This window comes from Streptomyces sp. NBC_01508 (assembly GCF_045040315.1).
In the GTDB taxonomy this organism is placed as follows: domain Bacteria; phylum Actinomycetota; class Actinomycetes; order Streptomycetales; family Streptomycetaceae; genus Streptomyces.
Genome location: NZ_CP109419.1, coordinates 592,618 through 609,334 on the forward strand (window position 1 = coordinate 592,618; position 16,717 = coordinate 609,334).

Sequence of the window (16,717 nt, forward strand, 5' to 3'; positions counted from 1 at the left end):
AGCAATCATCTGACCCCAGATTGTTTGACCACCAACCATCAAAATCGTATGCTCGCCAACCATCTGCTATCCAATCATTGGCGCTCTGACGGAGGTCTGGCGTGGACAAGCCCGATGGACGCAAGCGAATGGCGCTTGCACTGCTCTGCGCTGCGGTGTTCCTCGACTCGATGGACCTGTCGCTGATGGGGGTCGCCCTGCCCGCGATCGGGCGGGATCTGTCGCTGTCGGAGGGAACGCTGCAGTGGCTGGTGTCGGGATACGCGGTCGCGTACGGCGGCTTCCTGCTGCTGGGAGGTCGCATGGCGGATCTGTTCGGCCGTCGCCGCGTGTTCCTGCTCTCCTTGGCGGTCTTCGCGGCTGCCAGCCTGGTCGGCGGGCTGCTTTCGGACGGCTGGGCGCTGGTCGTCACGCGGGTGGTCAAGGGACTGGCCGCGGCGCTCACCGCCCCGGCGGCCCTGTCACTCATCACCACGACATTCGCCGAAGGCGCCCGGCGCAACCGGGCGCTCGGCGTCTACGCCCTGGCCGGCGCCACCGGATACAGCGGCGGACTCATCGCCTCCGGGCTGCTGACCGAGGTCAGTTGGCGACTGGTGTTCTTCTTCCCGGTGCCGATCGCCCTGCTGGTCCTGATCCTCGCCCCGATGGCGCTGCCGAGAGTGGACCGTTCGCACAGTACGGCCCGGGGCTTCGACGGAGCCGGCGCGCTCACGATCACCGCGGGAGTACTGCTGCTCGTGTACGGCCTCACGGAGACCACCTGGCCGGCAGGAGCGGCGGCAGCCCTGCTTCTGGTCGCCTTCGTGCTGATCGAGCGTCGGCAGCGGCACCCGCTGCTCCCACCGCGGGTCTTCCGGTCACGCAATCTGGTCACCGCCAACCTCGCCGCGCTCGCCTGGGCCTGCGCGACCATCGGCTGGCAGTTCGCCGCCGTCCTCTACCTCCAGCAGGTCCAGGGCTATGGGCCGTTGGCAACCGGACTGGGCATCGCCCCCATGGGACTGGCCATCGTGGTGACCGCCAACCTCGCCGGACGATTGATCAGCCGGTGGGGGCTGGGGCGGACGGCCGCGGTCGGAATGCTGATCCAGGCCACCGGAATCCTGCTGTTCCTGCGGGCCGGAGCCACCGGCGACTATATCGGGGTGCTGCTCCCGGCGCTGTTGGTGCACGGCGTGGGCAACGGCCTGTCCTTCCCCAGCCTGAACATCGCCGCGGTCGACGGGCTGCCCGACGAGCAACAGGGTCTGGCCTCCGGCCTGATCACGTCATCCATACAGATAGGGGCCGGAATCGGCGTGGCCCTGCTGGCCTCTCTCATGTCCATGGGCGGGTCCGGGCTCGACGGCTACCGGCTCGCCTTCCTTGCTGCCGGCTGCTTCTCGCTGCTCGGCGCCACCCTCGCGTCCATCGGCCTGCGCGCCCGCGCCCGCGTCAGCCACGAGGCCCAGGTCCGTGCCTGAGTCCCGCCCGAAACCACACCACCCGACGCCGAGGAGGCTCCTCATGACACTGGACCTGACCCCCGACCAACTGCTGTCCACCACCCGCGCGGTGCGCAAACGCCTCGACCTGGACCGCCCGGTCCCACGGTCCCTGATCGAGGAGTGCGTCGATCTCGCCACACAAGCACCGACGGGGCGCAACCGGCAGCGCTGGCACTTCATCGTCGTCACCGACCCCGACCGGCGCCGCCTCGTCGGAGACATCTTCCGCCGCGCGTTGACCACCGGAGGTGGGCAGCCTCCGACCGAGCGGGACCTGCCGCGCATGTTCGCCCATCCCGGCTCCATGGAACGGATCTCGGACGGCCTGCGGCACCTGCACCACAACATCCACCGAGTGCCCGCCTTCGTCGTCCCGGCCGTCGAAGGCCGGACGGAGAGCGCCTCCGTGCTCGACCAGTCCATGACCTGGGGGTCCATCCTCCCGGCGGTGTGGAGCTTCATGCTCGCCGCCCGTGCCCGCGGGCTGGGCACCGTGTGGACCACGGCACAGGGCCCGCTGGAGAAGGAACTCGCCGCGGCGCTCGGAGTGCCCTACGACGAGGTGATGCTCGCCGCCTTCATCCCGCTGGCGTTCACCATCGGTACCGACTTCAAGCCGGCCCGCCGGATTCCTCGGGAGCAGGTTCTGCATTGGCAGCAGTGGTAGGGCGGCACTCAACCGGGAGTCGGCAGAGGAAGCAGCCCACGCGCGGGCCGTCCGTCCGTCGGTCGTCTGTCCATCTGTCTGTCTGTCTGTCCGTCACATCGTCAGGTGGGTGATCCGGTACGAGCCCTGTTCGGGACCGGCCCGACCCGGTCGTAGGACTCGCGATCGATCGATCCTGAGCCTTCGGGCCGATGCCGCGGGGATCACACCCACATACGCTGCCGCAGCCAGAACATGATCGATGACGAGGAGCATCCCATGCCCGCCACCGGCCAGAGTCACGTCCGCATCGCCCGGCCGTCGCGCGACCTCGCCGCGGCAGAGGACTTCTGGATCAACGGGCTCGGGCTGAGCGTACTGTTCCGAGCCGAGGGCGCAGGCAGGCCGGACAAGCACGATCTGCTGATGGTCGGCTGGCCGGATGCCTCTTGGCACCTCGAACTCGTCCACGACGCCGCCGTTGAACCACGGCCCACCGAGGAAGACCTGCTCGTCGTCTACCTCGACGAGCGGGTACCGCAAACGCTGCTGTCACGCCTGGAAGCCCACGGCGGCAAGCGCGTGCGGTCGCGTAATCCGTACTGGGACACGTGGGGTGTCACTGTCCAAGACCCGGACGGCTATCGGTTGGTACTCAGCACCCGCAGTTGGACCAACTCCTGACCCTCAGAAGTCCGGTCCGGTGGTACCACACCTGGCACCACGCCTGGGGGGGACGACTCTTGCCGGCGGTCAGAGGCGAGCAGGCTCGTCGGCATCAACCATCCGACCGGTCGTGAGCGGCGCACCGGCCGGCGCGAGGGAAGCAAGAAGCGCCCGGGTGCGCCCGCGCACATCGCGCGGGTGCCCTCGGGTGTCGGCAGCGGCGCCGCCGGGTCGGCCGCGAATGCGAGACGGCCCGGTCGAGCTTGGCCTTCACTCCGAGGCCTGCGCCTCGTTGTCGGTGGCAGATTCGAGCACCGCGGCAAACCCGCTGTCACCGGCCTTGCCGCGCCGGTCCTCAACGTAGGTGTGGTCGCCCGGAGCGGGCCACAGGTCGGGCCCGAGACCGTCGGCGCTGCGCTCGAACGTGGTCTTGCAGCCCGAATCGACGCGGAAGGAGTCGGCGTCGGCGAAGTGATCGCTGTAGGTGTCCTCGCCGGGCTCAACCTGCGCGATCTCGGCTTTGCAGTCGAAGGGGTCGGAGCCGGGGCTGGAGTATCGGGGTGCGCTGTCGCCCCAGCACCATCCGCTGTACTCGTCCTCGCTGCCGAGCACCTGCTGGGCGCCTTGCTGGACGAGGGCGGCGACCTGACCCTGCACGTCCTGCGGGGCGTGGGATCACTCTTCCCGCGAGGCGCGACGTTCTCCTGAGGCCCGGACGCCGGCCGGGCCTGCCGCGGCATCGGCCGACGTCCGGCCTCCCCAGGCCGTGCGGTCAGGCCCGGTCGCAGAAGTCCAGGCGGTCCAGCAGCCCGGCGTCGGCGAAGGCGGCGACCAGTTCGTCATGGCCCTCGGTGAAATGTGCCCAGCTGTCGTAGTGGACGGGAACCACCCGGCGGGCGCCGAGGATCTGAGCAGCGTCGGCGGTTTGCGCGCTGTCGAGGACGATCAGCGCGCCGTTGAAGAGGACGGGAAGGCGGGGAGCCCCGGCGAACAGGATGGCGGTGTCCACGGGGCCGAACTGTTCGGCGATCTTCTTGACCAGGCGGAGCGAGGCGTTGTCGCCGCTTATGTACACCACGGGCAGGCCCTCTCCCGTCAGGACGAATCCGACAACCTGGCCGGTGATTGGTTCGACTTCCTCGCGCGCACCGGGCCCGTGGCCGGCGGGCACGCCCGTGACAGTGATGGTGCCGCCGCCGGGGCGGGCCAGCTCGATCGACTCCCAGTCGGCCAGTCCCCTGGCCCCCGCCCCAAGGCGCCGCCCGCCCCCGGGCGTGGTCAGGGTCAGCGGGACGTCGGCGAGCAGTGCCCGGCCGGAGTCGTCGAGGTTGTCGGGGTGCTCATCGTGGGAGAGCAAGACCACGTCGATACGGCCAAGGCCCGCCGTTGCGGTGGAGGAGGGTGCCGTCTTGGTCAGGTGTCCGCCCGGCACGTGGTAATCGCCGGGCGCGTCGAATGTCGGGTCGGTCAGGAATCGCAGACCACCGTATTCGAGGAGGGCGGTCGGACCACCGAAGACGCGGATGGGGATGGGGACTTGCCCAGTGGTCGTACTGGTACCGGTCAACAAAACCTCACGGATAGAACGAAGTTCATCCGTGGGAGACGGTAGCGGCGCCTCACGGATCAACGCAAGCCATACCATGAGAGGTATGAGCGACCCATCGGCCGTCGAATCCGTGCCACCGTCCGCGCCGGGGGCGGAGGAATACCTCGCCCTCGACTTCGTCAACAGCGCCATCGCGCTGCCCGGAGGGCACTTCATCGATCTCCTCGGCACTCCCGAGGCCGCGAATCGGTGGCTCGCCGAACACGGCCTCGCGCCGACTGATGCCGGGATACAGGAGATGTGCGCGACGCAGCTGCGCTCTCTGCGCGAAAACCTCAGGTCGTTGTTCGCGGCCCGCGTCGCCGGGCTGCCCGCCCTGCCCGCAGCACTGTCCGCAGTCAACAACGCGCTGGGCAGAGCCCCCACGGCCGCCCTGCTGTACTGGGACGAGAAGAACGGCCCCTACCGCGCGGTGCCGTGCCCCACCAACGAGATCCTCGACCGCGCTCTCGCGACCCTCGCGGCCAACACGGCCGACCTACTCACCGGCCCCGACGCCAACCGCCTCACCGGCTGCGGCTCCAGTCCCTGTAACCGCTACTTGCTGCGCCACGGTCGCCGCCACTGGTGCTCCACCCGCTGCGGCGACCGCGCCCGCGCCGCCCGCGCCTACGCCCGGCGCGCCCAACCGAAACAGGTGTGAGGCGTCGGTGCCGCGCTGTCGTGGGGGAACTGCCGAAGGTTCCGTATTCGACTCCGTCGCCTTCCTTTCAGTTCTTTCCCTGGGCTCCACCAGTCAGTGGAGCGGCGTCTTTTGGTTCGGCCGTGCAGTGGGCTCGGCGGGTGCCGGCGCCTGGTCGGCGCGGGCGGCCAGGTGACGTGAGCAGCCGCAGGCCGGGCGGGCGAGTTCACGTCGTTCGGGCCAGCCGCTGCAGGCTTTTGGCGTACCGCCGCGCCACAGCCTGCTGCAGCAAGCGTCCGCAGGGGCCCAGCGCCTTCGCGTACCAAGCCGAGGGTCGGCTGATGGCGATGATGACGAAGTCGGTGGAGTCGTCCGGCAGGCGTTCCAGAACGAACGCTTCTTCCCCGCACTCGGGGTGTCCGGTGAGCGTCCCGTAGGCAAACCCGGTCCGATGCTTCTCGTTGACGGTCCATACGACCTGGCACGGCGCCCTGAGCGGCCCTGCCCGCAACAGCACCCGTACGCCGGGCGCGGCGTGCGGGGTGTCGTTCGAGACACGGATCAAGGGAGTGGCCCGGTGCATCCCCCACCCGAAGAGCGCCTCGGCGGCACGTTCGTACGTGCCGGGCCCCAGTGATGTGCGGAGCTGCAGCATGTGGAAGCCCGGGGGTGTCGGTTCGCTCTTCGCCGTCATACCCACGTCGGAATAGGTCAGATCGCGCATGCACCCCATCATGTCCCGCTGCCACCGGGGAGTGTCCTGATGGCCCCGTGCCGGACCCACAATGCTGCCGAGGGCCGGGCAAGTAATCCCCGGCCCTCGGCGGCCAAGCCGGTGCGGGGCAGAGCCCGGCAATCGTCCGCGTCGCGGCCGCGAGAGACGCGACGACGGCACCAGCGCCGCCACGGCGACCGGCGCGTGGCTGTGGCGGCGTCAGGTCCGCCAGGAGCGGATGGAGTCGGCCACCTCATACGCGTCGGTCCGGCCGGTGTCGATGTCACGTGCGAGGTCGACCAGGGCGCCGTACGGCAGGGTGACGCCTTCACCCGTAGCGTCCATGCAGGCCACGGACGTCGCGGAACCGAACAAGGCTTGCGGGCCGGGAGAGGTCGCGTCGAACGCGGCGGCGTTGTCCGTGATGAAGGCCCTGAAGACTTCCGCTGCCCCTCCGGGCGGGGTCGTGAGCGGCTCGGGACCAACCCATGGGCGCGGAGAACACCGGACCGTACCACTACCCCCGGTCGACGTACGGGGACAGCACACGGCCCACCTGCTCAGCCAGAGCCCCCGCACGCCATAGATCCGCCGCTCCGGCACCGTTGACCAGTGTCGGCACCAGGGACTCGGGGCTCAGGACACGCACCAGGCCGTGAGGCGTCATCACCTCAAGGAACCCGCCGGCGACCGGGGAACCATGGACAACGATCAGAGGACGTACCGCCGCCGGACGCAAACCGGCTACGCCGGCGACCGCCTGCGCGTACGAAGCGACCTTCTCGACCTGGTTGTGCCGGTCGTCCGGCCCGCAGTACACCCGCCCGTGCAGAAGTCCTGTGGTCCAGGTGCGGCGCCACGCCTTCGTGTCGAGCACCACCACTGCCGTCCCGCAGGGGCTTATCAGGACGTGGTCCAGATTGAACCTGCGCCCGTACAGCATCAGGTCGTGCCAGACCACCCACCCCTGTGCCTGGAGCTCGGCCAGTAATCGGGCGGTCCGCTCCTCCCCCGCGGCGCCGTGCGACCACAACGCCGCTCTCGCGTCCGCACGGCGCGTCGCACGCCCACCGACACCCAGCCACGCCAGGACACGCCGCCACCAGCCCTTCCGGGCCGCCGCTCGCAATGCCGCAGCGCGCGCCGAAGCCGAACCCCCCGCACTCATCGAATGCTCTCCCCACCGTGGTGACGAACCTCGCCGCGGCCACCGCCATGGTCGAGGCACGTGATCGGGCGCCCCGCACGCGGATTGCGGCGCAGCGCCGTTCTGTCGTGGCACCCCACGGTGTCACGCGAACTCCACCCCGGCCATGGCGCCACAGCCGGTCCTTCCGCGGCGAGTTCGGCATGAGTGCCGCGCTCAGCGGCCGGGAAGCGAGCAGCGCCAGGTGTTGTGACCAGTCACCCGTGCGCCGCGGCTGCGCTACGGCGGGGGTTGCCGCACTGGTACGACCACCCCGTTCGATGAGGGCACGGCTTGCACAGCCGTCCTCGACCGCCGGGCCGGCCAGGAAGATCCTGCGCCCACACTCTCCGCAGGAGCCGCGGCGGGCTCTCCCGCACGTCCCTCTTTCGTTCGATACCGGCCCGGAGAGGTCAGCCGTTCGCGGTCGCACAGCAAGAGGCGCGTGCGGAAGTGTCGTTGTGGACGGAGAACACGTCGCCTTTGGCGGAGAACCCGATGTACGCCCGGATGGAGTCATCGCCGGACCAGTAACGGGCGGCCGATCCGCCGACTCCACCGGTCTCACCGTCGTAGGCGTCCCTCCCTCCAGTACTCGTTCGTCCACTGCGCCGCCCAAGCCGATCCCGTCGAACTCAACGCGGCGCCCAACGCCGGCCCGCAGACCCCCGCCGCCTTCGCGGCCCTGATCGTCCGTGCTCCCACTGTGTCCCCCTGTGTTGTGTGCTGCTTCGCCGCCTTCTGGGCCGCGAGCGGGGCCTGGCGCGCGAGGCCGACGACGCTCGGCTCGGCGGTCACGGGGTCACCAACCCGGCCGTTGGGTGAGCTACCCTGCGCGCATGCGCGCACAGTTCACCGGCTGGCCGGAGCAGGCGATGGACGTGTTGTTGCAGCTCCAGGGCGAACCGGCCCACGCGATCCGCGAGCGCTACCGCGCGGACCGCGAACGCCTGGTCCGGCAGCCGATGATCGCCCTGCTGAACGAAGTCGCGGACACCGACCCCCGGTACGAGGACTTCTCCGTCTGGCACTACCGCACCAACTCCTGGTGGTGGCAGCACCAGGGCGCGGTGATCCGGCTCGGCCGCAAGATCGAGATCGGTCTCCGGTTCGACCTGGACGGCCTGCGGATCCAGGGCGCCTGGTGGTACCCCGATCCCGGCCAGGTGGACTCGTTCCGCAAAGCCGTGGCATCCGAGCGGAGCGGCCGCGAACTGTCCACCATCGTCGAGGACATGCGGAAGAAGGGGTACGACATCTCCGGGGACGTGATGAAACGCCCCCCGCGCGGCTTTCCGACGGACCACCCGCGTACGAACCTGTTGCGCCACCGTTCGCTGATCGCCGCCCGTCCCCTCGGCTGCGAGGAGTGGCTGCACACCCCCGAGGCGGTCGACCGGGTCCTCTCGGCCGCCGCCGACCTGGACGCCCTTCTGATGTGGCTGGTCCGCCACGTAAAACGCGCCGCCTGACATCAGGAGTTCGGGAATGTACGCACGGGGCCGACCGCGGAGACAGCTCGGCCACGCGGCCGGCAGACGCCGGGTCTGGTGTCCGTGTCACGCTCGGAACCGCCCGCGACGAGAACGGAGATCCGGTCGGGATCATCGTCATCGAAGAATGGTCCGACTCGACTCACTCCGGCGTTCTTGCCCATGACATGTCGAGCAGGCGGCGCTCGTGCACCCGCCAGTTCGCCTCGACACGGGCCGCTTGTCGGGCCGGCCACGCCCCGTCGGGACGGTGCCCGGCGAGATCAGTCCAGCCGGCGTTCCGCCAGGGCCAGTGTCCGTCGTGCGCCGGCGACGACGGCCGCGTCCACGAAGCGGCCGTCGGGGAGGGCCAGGGCGCCCGCGTCTGTCGCCGCCGCCTGGACGATCTCGTGCGCCGCCGCGACCTCTTCGGGGCTCGGGCGGTACGCCTCCTCGATCACCCGGAGTTGGCGCGGGTGGATCGCGGTGCGGCCGAAGAAGCCCAGGGCGCGGCCCTCGGCGCAGGAGCGGGCCAGACCCTCGGCGTCGCGCACGTCCGGGTACACCGACTGCGGCGGCGGCGGCAGTCGCGCCGCCCGTGCCGCGACCACCGCCCGGCCGCGCGGCCAGGCGAGGCCCACCGCGTCCGTGACACCGAGTTCGGCGCGCAGATCCGCCTCGCCCAGAGCGATGCCGCACACGGCGGGATGGCGAGCGACGTCGTAGGCGCTCTCGATGGCGAGGGCCGATTCCAACAGGGCGTACAGGGCTGGTGCTTCGGATGTCTCGCAGGCCGCCCAGGCCAGGGCCCGGGCGATGTCGTCGGTGCTGTCGACCTTCGGCAGGCGCAGTGCGCCCAGGCCCGGCAGCGGGGTGAGGCGGCGCACCTCTTTCTCGGCGAGCGTGCCGGTCAGAGCGTTGATCCGTACGTGAACCGGCATCTCGTGCTCGGCGGCCAGGAGTTCGGCGGTCGCGTCGAGTGCGTATGCCTTGCGGTCGGGGGCGACCGCGTCCTCCAGGTCGACAAGCACCACGTCGGCCCCGGAGCCAAGTGCCTTGACGACGACATCAGGGCGGTCCCCGGGAACGTACAACCAGGTCAGATACGCGTGGTCCGTCATACCGCACCCGCTTCGCGCAACGACGCGATCTCCGTCTCGCTCACGCCGAGACCGGTGAGAACCGCGTCCGTGTCGGCGCCGTGCGGGCGGCCCGTCCATTTGATGGAGCCGGGCGTCTCGGAGAGACGGAACAGGACGTTCTGCATCTTCACCGTGCCGAAGTCCGGGTCGGGGAGTTCGGTGATCGAGTCGAGCGCCCGGTACTGCTCGTCGGCCATCACATCGCGAATGTCGTAGACCGGGGCGATGGCGGCCTGCGCCTTCTCGAAGGCCGCGACGACCTCGTCACGGGTGTGCGCCGCGATCCACGAACCGACCGCCTCGTCCAGCTCGTCGGCGTGCGCGGCACGGCCCGAGCCGGTGGCGAACCAGTCCTCGCCGACGAACTCGGGCCTGCCGACGAGGCTCATCACACGCTCCGCGATCGACTGCGCGGAGGTCGAGACCGCGACCCACTTGTCGTCGCGGGTGCGGTAGGTGTTGCGCGGGGCGTTGTTCGTGGAGCGATTGCCCGTGCGGGGCTGCACATAGCCGAGCTGGTCGTACCAGATGGGCTGCGGGCCGAGGATCGTCAGCATCGGCTCGATGATCGCCATGTCGACAACCTGGCCGCGGCCCGTAGCGTCACGACCGCGCAGGGCGGCCATCACCGCGTACGACGTGGAGAGCGCGGCGATCGAGTCGGCGAGGCCGAACGGTGGCAGCGTCGGAGGGCCGTCCGGCTGACCGGTGATCGCCGCGAAGCCGCTCATCGCCTCGGCGAGCGTGCCGAATCCCGGTCGCCGCGAGTACGGGCCGAACTGGCCGAAGCCGGTGACGCGGGCCAGCACGAGGCGGGGGTTGGCGGCGGACAGCTCGTCCCAGCCGAGGTTCCACTTCTCCAGGGTGCCGGGGCGGAAGTTCTCGATCACGACATCGGACTCCGCGACCAGTTTGAGGAGCACGTCCCGGCCGCCGGGGGTGGAGAGGTCGAGCGTGATGTTCCGCTTGTTGCGGCCCAGCAGCTTCCACCACAGGCCGATACCGTCCTTCGACGGGCCATGGCCCCGGGACGGATCGGGCTTGCGGGGGTGTTCCACCTTGATCACCTCGGCGCCGAAGTCACCGAGCATCGTGGCGCACAGGGGGCCGGCGAAGAGCGTTGCCAGATCAAGGACGCGCAGGCCCTTCAGCGGGCCTTCGTGCGGGGTGGGAGGAGTGTCGTTCATCGTGTCTCCTGAGACGCTTCATCGGTTGGCACTGTCGCGCGGAACGCGTCGATCTCGGTCCGTGTGGGCATGGAGGACGAGGCCCCGGGGCGCTGCACCGCGAGCGCCGAGGCCGCCGAGGCCCAGGCCATGGCCTGCGGCATGGGGCGTCCCAGGCCGTACGCCACCGTGAGCGCGCCCACGAACGTGTCGCCGGCCGCTGTCGTGTCCACCGCGGTGACGGGCAGTGCCGGAACGGTGACGGGGGCCGCGTCGCGGGTGGCGTAGAGGCTGCCCCGCGCGCCGAGGGTGATGAGGACTTCGGGGACTCGCGCGAGCAGCAGGCGCGCGGCCTCGTACGGGTCGGCGGTCCCGGTGAGGGCCGCCGCCTCGTGCTCGTTGGGCACCAGCAGGTCGGTGAGCGAGAGGAGTTCGGCCGGCAGCGGCTGGACGGGGGCCGAGGTGAGGACGGTGCGGACTCCGTGCGTACGAGCCGCCCGGGCGCCCGCGAGCACGCCCTCCATGGGTAGTTCGAGTTGCAGCAGGAGCGCGTCGGACGCGGCGATGCGTTCCTCGTCACCGGTGGCGAGTGCGGTGAGCGTGCCGTTCGCTCCGGGCACGACGACGATCGCGTTGCCGCCGTCGTCGTCCACCACGATGTGTGCGGTGCCGCTCGGGCCGGGGACGGTGCGCAGGCCGGTGGTGTCCACTGAGGCGTCGGCGAGGGTCCGGCGCATACGCTTGCCGAAGTCGTCGTCACCGACCGCCCCGATCACGGCCACGGTGCCGCCCGCGCGGGCGGCGGCGATCGCCTGGTTGGCCCCCTTGCCGCCGGGGACCGTGCGGAACTCGCGCCCGGTGACGGTCTCGCCGCGCAACGGGGCCTTCGGTACGAAGGCGATCAGGTCCATGTTGGCCGAGCCGAGGACGGTCAGGTGTGTCATGTGCGGGCCTTCAAGGTGAGACGGGCCAGTTCGTCGAAGCCGATGCCGTCGAAACCGCCGACCGTGGTGGCGAGGCGGTTCTTCAGCGGGGCCGTCCAGTGCTCACCGAGCGCCTCGGGGCTGCCGGCGAGCAGGGCCGCGATCGAACCGGCGGTCGCGCCGTTGGAGTCGGTGTCCCAACCACCCGATACGGCACGGCAGATGGCGCCGGTGAAGTCACCGTCCGAGTGGGTGAGAGCGGCGGCGAGCAGGGCGGCGTTCGGCAGGACGTGTACCCAGTGGTGGCTGGGGGCGTAGCGGGCGTGCAGGGTGTCGACGACCTGCTCGAAGCCGGCCGGAGTGCCGGTGGGTTCCGCCTGTGCCGTGTCGATGCCGACGCGGATCGCCTGTGCGTAGCGGGATTTCGGCGGGATGTGGGCCAGGGCGGTGGCGAGGGTTTCGTGGATGGTGGTGGGGGCGGGGCCGGCCGCGTGCGCGATGGCCGCCGCGACGAACATCTCGCCGTAGACGCCGTTCGCGGTGTGGGTCAACACCGCGTCACGGTGGGCGAGTTCGGCGGCCTTGGCGGGGTCGCCCGGGTTCGTCCAGCCGAAGACGTCCGCCCGGATCTGGGCACCGATCCACTCACGGAACGGATTGCGGTGCGTCGCTGTGTGCGGCGGCTCCAAGCCGTCCAGGAGGTTGCGGTAGGCGATGCGCTCCGCGGTGAACGTGCGGCCTGCCGGGAGCTCGTCCAGCCACAGCTTCGCCACGTCGCCCGTGGTGAAGTCGTGGCCGTGACGCTGGAGCAGCATCAGGTTGAGGAGCGGGTAGTTGAGGTCGTCGTCCTCCGGCATGCCGTCGATGTTCTCCGCGAGGGAGGTCGGGCGGGAGCGGCGGTTCCAGGGGTAGGCCGCGGCGATCCGCGGGTCCAGGTCCCGCTCCGTGAACCACGTCGTCAGCGGCCAGTTCGACGTCGACTCGGCGATGGCCCTGATGCCGGTGAGCGGAAGCTTCTCGACAGGCTTGCCCAGGAGGCAGCCGACGGCCCGGCCGAGCCAGGCGGCGTGGAGACGCCGCTGCTCCCTGTCCGGCCGCGGGTCCGTCGCGCCGAGTCGCCCGGACGGCTCGTCGTGCGGCGTCGGGGACGGCTCGGCGTGCGGCGTCGGGGACGGCTCGGCGTGCGGCGTCGGGTGGGCCGGGGCGGGCGGGGCGGCCGGGTTCAGGGCCCGGATGGCGGGTAGGCCGGTAGGTTCCCGCGCTGCCAGCGGCGAGGGTTCCCGCGCCAGTTCCGTCATCAACCGCTCGGCCAGATCCCGGAGTTCGGTGGTCGCCGACTGCGGCGAAGCTCCCGCCCGCTCGGGTGCGAGATGTCCGCCCGCCTCGGTCCAGCGACGTTCGATCGCGGCGGCGTCGCGGCCGTCCTGGGCCGCCTGGCGCAGTTCGTGGCCGATCAGGTCCTCGGGCTGTACCCAGGTCAGACGCAGCATCACAGCCCCGCGATCGTCGCGAACGCCGCCTCGTGGGCGCGGTGCCGCTCCAGGTCGCGGGCGTGCACCTCGCGCGTGATCCGGGCGAGGGATACCGCGGGGGCGTGCAGATCCAGCTTGCTGGCCCGGGCGATCTCCGTGCTCCACTCCTGGGGCACCGCGCTCTCCCCGTACAGGGCACCGACGATCGCGCCGCTCATCGTGGCGATCGAGTCGCAGTCGCGGCCGTAGTTGACCGAACCGAGCACCGTCTGCCGGAAGTCGCCGCGGCCCACCAGCAACATGCCCAGGGCGACGGGAAGTTCCTCGATGGCGTGCAGACGTGAGGGGCGACGGGCACCGAGGGACGGGTTGCGGTACTCGGGTCCGACCGTGTCGAAGGGGGCCACCGCCTCGCGCAGCGGGGCCAGTGCGTCCTCGAAGTCGTCGTAACGCGCCGCGGCTTCGCACACCGCCTCGATCGCCGTTCTGGTGCCGTCCTTCGCGAGCCCCAGGGCGTCCTCGACGACGGACTCGGGGGTCGCGCCGGGTTTGAACGCGGAGGCCACGGCCGCCGCGAAGACGCCTGCGGCCTCGCGGCCGTACGACGACTGGTGGGCGCCCGCGACATCCAGCGCCTCCTCGTACGCCTTGAGAGGGTTGCCGGCGTTGACCGCGCCGACGGGCGCCATGTACATGGACGCACCGCAGTTGACGATGTTGCCGACGCCCGCCTCGCGTGGGTCGATGTGACCGTAGTGGATACGGGCGACGATCCACTTCTCCGCGAGGAAGATGCGCTGCAGAGGAAGGGCCTCGGCCTCCAGTTCAGGGATCCAGCGCGGGTTGGTCATCAGGTCGGGGACCAGGTGGTCGGCGACCGCGTACGCGTCGAGGTGGTCCCGCACGTTCTCGTAGACGCGGATCAGGGCGTGCGTCATCAAGGTGTCGTCGGTGACATGCCCATCGCCTTTGTGGTACGGCGCGATGGGCCGCGCGGTCTTCCAGTCGTCCTTGTAGAACGGTTCCACGATGCCGCGCACCCGGCCGCCGTGCCGCTCGGCGATGGCCTCGGGGGTCCAGCCCTCGACCGGGCCGCCGAGGGCGTCGCCGACGGCGGCTCCGACGAGGGCGCCGACGGTGCGGTCCTCCAGGGATGCGATGGGGCTCGTCGGGTTGGTGGGGGTGCTCATGCCGGGATGCCTTCCGAAAAGGGGGAGTTGGTCAGGCTGCTTGTGGTGGACAGGCGCGCCGCCAGGTCGACCAGGTCCGTGCCGGCCAGCCATGGCAGCGCGCAGCCCGCGAGCGTGCGGCAGGACTCACGCCAGCTCCGCGGGAACGCGTCGGCGCCGTCGAGTGCACCGGCGAGGGCGCCGGCCAGGGCGGGGGCCGAGTCGGCGACGCGGGAGAGGCAGGCCGCGGTGGGGACCGCCTCGCTCACGGATCCGGCCGCCGCCGTGGCGATGGCGAGCGCGACGGGGACCGTTTCGGCGGCGGCGATGCCGTAGCTGTAGACGTGGTCGACGATCTCGTGCTCCAGTACGGGCACGAGGGCGAACGCGTTGCCGGACCGGCCGGGGCGCTCGGTCACCTCGGTGCGGGCCAGGCCGACCGCGCGCACCGCGTTGCGGTGGATTTCGGTGCCCTCGGGCAGTTGGGCGAGGGCCGCGTCCACGCAGGCGTCGACGGGCGCGCCGCCGAGGGCCGCGGCGACGGCCGCCGCCATGGCGCGGGCGCCGTGGACGCCGTCGCCGTCCTGGGTGTAGCGCGCGTCGAACTCGGCCAGATCAGCGGCGAGTTCGGGTGCGCCGGGGTGCACGACCGCGAGGACGGCGGCGCGTACGCAGGCCGCGTCGTCGAAGTAGTGCGGGTTGTCGTGGCCGGTGGCGGGGGGCCGCAGTCCGGCGGCGAGGTTGCCGAGGCCGGCCCGTACGGAGATACGGGCGCGCAGCGGCATCTGGGCCGACTCGATCTCGTCCGCGCGGTCCGCCGCCGCCGCGATCTCGTCCGCGAGGGAGTTCCAGGCGAGTGAGAGCGCGGAGCGTACGCGCTGGTCGGTGGGGAGGTCCCCGAGGCCGTCGGCGTGGGCGTCGAGGATGGAGAGCGCGGTGAAGGCCGCCCACTCCGCGTCGTCGGACGGGCCGAGGCGCAGGGGCTCGGAGGGCTGGTTCAGCGCGATCGGGACAGGCAGGGTCGTCGTCGCGTTCTGCTCGGCGAAGGTGTCGAGTTCGCGGGTGAGGCGACGCGTCCAGTCGGGCAGCCGGGCGGCGCGGTGCCGGCCCGATGGCCACCCGGCGGCGTCACCCGCGGCGATGCCGAGGAGCAGGCCCTCGACGCGATGGGCGGTGTCGTCGGGAGCGGGGGGCATGAGGGTGCGGGGCCTTTCGGTGGTACGGGGAGGCACGGCGGCGTTGTCCCGGCGCCTGGTCACGCCGTCGCCCCCGCCCAGTGCGGTGCGGTGGGAGTCAGCCGGTCGGCGATGTCGCGGATGTGCCGTCCGGCCATGGCGGGCAGGCAACTGCCGCGTACCGGGCCGATCGCGTCCGCCCACTCGGCGGGGATCGCGGCGGCGCCGCGCAGGGCGCCGGCGAGGGCGCCCGCGACGGCGGCCGTGGTGTCGGCGTCGCGGCCCATGTTGACGGCGGTCAGGACCGACTCGCGGAAGTCACCCCGGGCCACCGCGAACGCGCCGAACGCGAGGCCGACCGCCTCGGGGGCCAGGTCTGTCCACGGATAGCCGCCGATGACGACGGCCTTGCGCACCACTCGCTCCATCGACAGTTGGGTGCCGTCGAATTCGCGTCGTGCCCGGCGTGCCGCCGACACCGCCCGGTGCAGTGAGCGGGCCGTCCATGAGTCGTCCGGTACGACGGCCAGGGCGGCCTGGATCACCGCGTCCGGGGTGTGGCTGACCATGGCCGCGGCGACGCCCGCGGCCACCGCCCGGCCGCCGAGGATGCCCTCGCCGTCGTGCGACACCGTGCCGTCGATGGCGACCAGTCGGGCCGCCTCGGCCGGGCGCCCGGCCGCGTACACCCCGAAGGGCGCGGCACGCATCGCGAGACCGTCGCTCCAGGCGTGCCGGTGCTGGGCGGAGATGGGGGCGGCGAGACCTCGGCGCAGGTTCTCCAGGGTGCCGCGTTCGCTGAACCCCGCGCCCTTGAACGGTCCTTCGTCACGGTCGGCGATCTGCTCGTGCCAGGCTGCCTCGACCTGGTCGACGGTGAGAGCGGCGCCATGGTCGGCGAGCAGCAGACCCGAGAAGATCGCGTACTCGGTGTCGTCCGTGCCGGCCGGGTCGTCGGAGACGAATCCTTCGATGCGGCCCCAGCGTTCGCGGATCTGGGACGGCTTCATGTTCTCGGCCGGTGCGCCGAGCGCGTCGCCGACCGCGAGGCCGAGCAGTGCGCCGCGGGCGCGGTCCCGCAGCGGGACCGCGGCGGCGGGCTGGGAGGGGGGAACGGTACGGCGCCTGCGGGGATCCGCTGCGCCGTCCGACGACGGGTCGGGGTCACGGTCGGGGTCGGAATTGCGGTCGGGGTTGCGGTCGGAGCCGGGGTCGGGGTGGGGGTCGGAGTCGAGCTTGACGCTCATGGTGGGTTCGTGCTCTT

The 16,717-nt window shown here is 71.3% G+C and carries 17 protein-coding genes; 5 read left to right on the forward strand and 12 right to left on the reverse strand.

Features of this window, described 5'->3' with window-relative positions; translation table 11 throughout:
- The first annotated feature begins 128 nt into the window (after positions 1-128).
- From OG700_RS02635 to OG700_RS02645, 3 genes are all read left to right on the forward strand, one after another.
- Positions 129-1,466, forward strand: a complete 1,338-nt coding sequence (locus OG700_RS02635) for an MFS transporter (protein WP_405608238.1) — start codon at positions 129-131, stop codon at positions 1,464-1,466.
- A gap of 43 nt (positions 1,467-1,509) precedes the next feature.
- Positions 1,510-2,157: a nitroreductase family protein gene (locus OG700_RS02640; protein ID WP_405608241.1), complete on the forward strand. Its 648-nt coding sequence runs from the start codon at positions 1,510-1,512 to the stop codon at positions 2,155-2,157.
- Between the two features lie 258 nt (positions 2,158-2,415).
- A complete protein-coding gene (locus tag OG700_RS02645; RefSeq protein ID WP_405621388.1) occupies positions 2,416-2,820 on the forward strand; it encodes a VOC family protein in 405 nt (134 codons plus the stop codon).
- A gap of 252 nt (positions 2,821-3,072) precedes the next feature.
- Here OG700_RS02645 and OG700_RS02650 read toward each other — a convergent pair whose 3' ends face one another.
- Positions 3,073-3,459, reverse strand: coding sequence for a hypothetical protein (locus OG700_RS02650; protein WP_405608244.1), 387 nt, complete (start codon positions 3,457-3,459; stop codon positions 3,073-3,075).
- Positions 3,460-3,574: 115 nt separating this feature from the next.
- Positions 3,575-4,369 carry an MBL fold metallo-hydrolase gene (locus OG700_RS02655; RefSeq protein WP_405608247.1) on the reverse strand — a complete coding sequence of 265 codons (795 nt, stop codon included), beginning with the start codon at positions 4,367-4,369 and terminating at the stop codon, positions 3,575-3,577.
- Positions 4,370-4,445: 76 nt separating this feature from the next.
- Between OG700_RS02655 and OG700_RS02660 the strand changes: the two genes are divergently transcribed.
- The gene (locus OG700_RS02660; protein WP_405608250.1) at positions 4,446-5,054 is read left to right on the forward strand and encodes a CGNR zinc finger domain-containing protein; all 609 of its coding nucleotides are present in this window, start codon (positions 4,446-4,448) and stop codon (positions 5,052-5,054) included.
- Between the two features lie 205 nt (positions 5,055-5,259).
- Here OG700_RS02660 and OG700_RS02665 read toward each other — a convergent pair whose 3' ends face one another.
- The 3 genes from OG700_RS02665 to OG700_RS02675 all read right to left on the reverse strand — a co-directional run bounded on the left by OG700_RS02665 (position 5,260) and on the right by OG700_RS02675 (position 6,916).
- On the reverse strand, positions 5,260-5,757 hold the full coding sequence (locus tag OG700_RS02665) for a DUF1990 family protein (protein ID WP_405608253.1): 498 nt from the start codon (positions 5,755-5,757) through the stop codon (positions 5,260-5,262).
- A 210-nt stretch (positions 5,758-5,967) separates the two neighbouring features.
- Complete coding sequence (locus tag OG700_RS02670; RefSeq protein WP_405608256.1) at positions 5,968-6,093, reverse strand: hypothetical protein; 126 nt, start codon at positions 6,091-6,093, stop codon at positions 5,968-5,970.
- Positions 6,094-6,265: 172 nt separating this feature from the next.
- Positions 6,266-6,916 (reverse strand): nuclease-related domain-containing protein, encoded by a 651-nt coding sequence (locus OG700_RS02675; RefSeq protein WP_405608259.1) that lies wholly within the window; start codon positions 6,914-6,916, stop codon positions 6,266-6,268.
- Positions 6,917-7,773: 857 nt separating this feature from the next.
- On the opposite strand from OG700_RS02675, the gene OG700_RS02680 reads away from it, so the two are divergent.
- Positions 7,774-8,406: a DUF2461 family protein gene (locus OG700_RS02680; protein ID WP_405608262.1), complete on the forward strand. Its 633-nt coding sequence runs from the start codon at positions 7,774-7,776 to the stop codon at positions 8,404-8,406.
- 284 nt (positions 8,407-8,690) lie between these two features.
- Here the strand turns inward: OG700_RS02680 and OG700_RS02685 are convergent, their stop codons facing one another.
- From OG700_RS02685 to OG700_RS02715, 7 genes are read right to left on the reverse strand one after another with little or no spacing between them, the layout of a single operon-like run.
- Positions 8,691-9,527, reverse strand: coding sequence for an HpcH/HpaI aldolase/citrate lyase family protein (locus OG700_RS02685; protein ID WP_405608265.1), 837 nt, complete (start codon positions 9,525-9,527; stop codon positions 8,691-8,693).
- Positions 9,524-10,735, reverse strand: a complete 1,212-nt coding sequence (locus tag OG700_RS02690; protein WP_405608268.1) for a CaiB/BaiF CoA transferase family protein — start codon at positions 10,733-10,735, stop codon at positions 9,524-9,526. Before OG700_RS02690 ends, OG700_RS02685 begins: the two co-directional genes overlap by 4 nt.
- Entirely contained in the window at positions 10,732-11,658 is a 927-nt protein-coding gene (locus OG700_RS02695) for a ribokinase (protein WP_405608271.1), read from the reverse strand. Before OG700_RS02695 ends, OG700_RS02690 begins: the two co-directional genes overlap by 4 nt.
- The gene (locus OG700_RS02700) at positions 11,655-13,127 is read right to left on the reverse strand and encodes an ADP-ribosylglycohydrolase family protein (protein ID WP_405608274.1); all 1,473 of its coding nucleotides are present in this window, start codon (positions 13,125-13,127) and stop codon (positions 11,655-11,657) included. The genes OG700_RS02695 and OG700_RS02700 overlap by 4 nt, the downstream gene beginning before the upstream one ends.
- Complete coding sequence (locus tag OG700_RS02705) at positions 13,127-14,299, reverse strand: ADP-ribosylglycohydrolase family protein (protein WP_405608277.1); 1,173 nt, start codon at positions 14,297-14,299, stop codon at positions 13,127-13,129. The genes OG700_RS02700 and OG700_RS02705 overlap by 1 nt, the downstream gene beginning before the upstream one ends.
- Positions 14,296-15,474 carry an ADP-ribosylglycohydrolase family protein gene (locus OG700_RS02710; RefSeq protein ID WP_405608280.1) on the reverse strand — a complete coding sequence of 393 codons (1,179 nt, stop codon included), beginning with the start codon at positions 15,472-15,474 and terminating at the stop codon, positions 14,296-14,298. Before OG700_RS02710 ends, OG700_RS02705 begins: the two co-directional genes overlap by 4 nt.
- 59 nt (positions 15,475-15,533) lie before the next feature.
- Positions 15,534-16,700, reverse strand: coding sequence for an ADP-ribosylglycohydrolase family protein (locus OG700_RS02715; protein WP_405608283.1), 1,167 nt, complete (start codon positions 16,698-16,700; stop codon positions 15,534-15,536).
- Between the last annotated feature and the right edge of the window lie 17 nt (positions 16,701-16,717).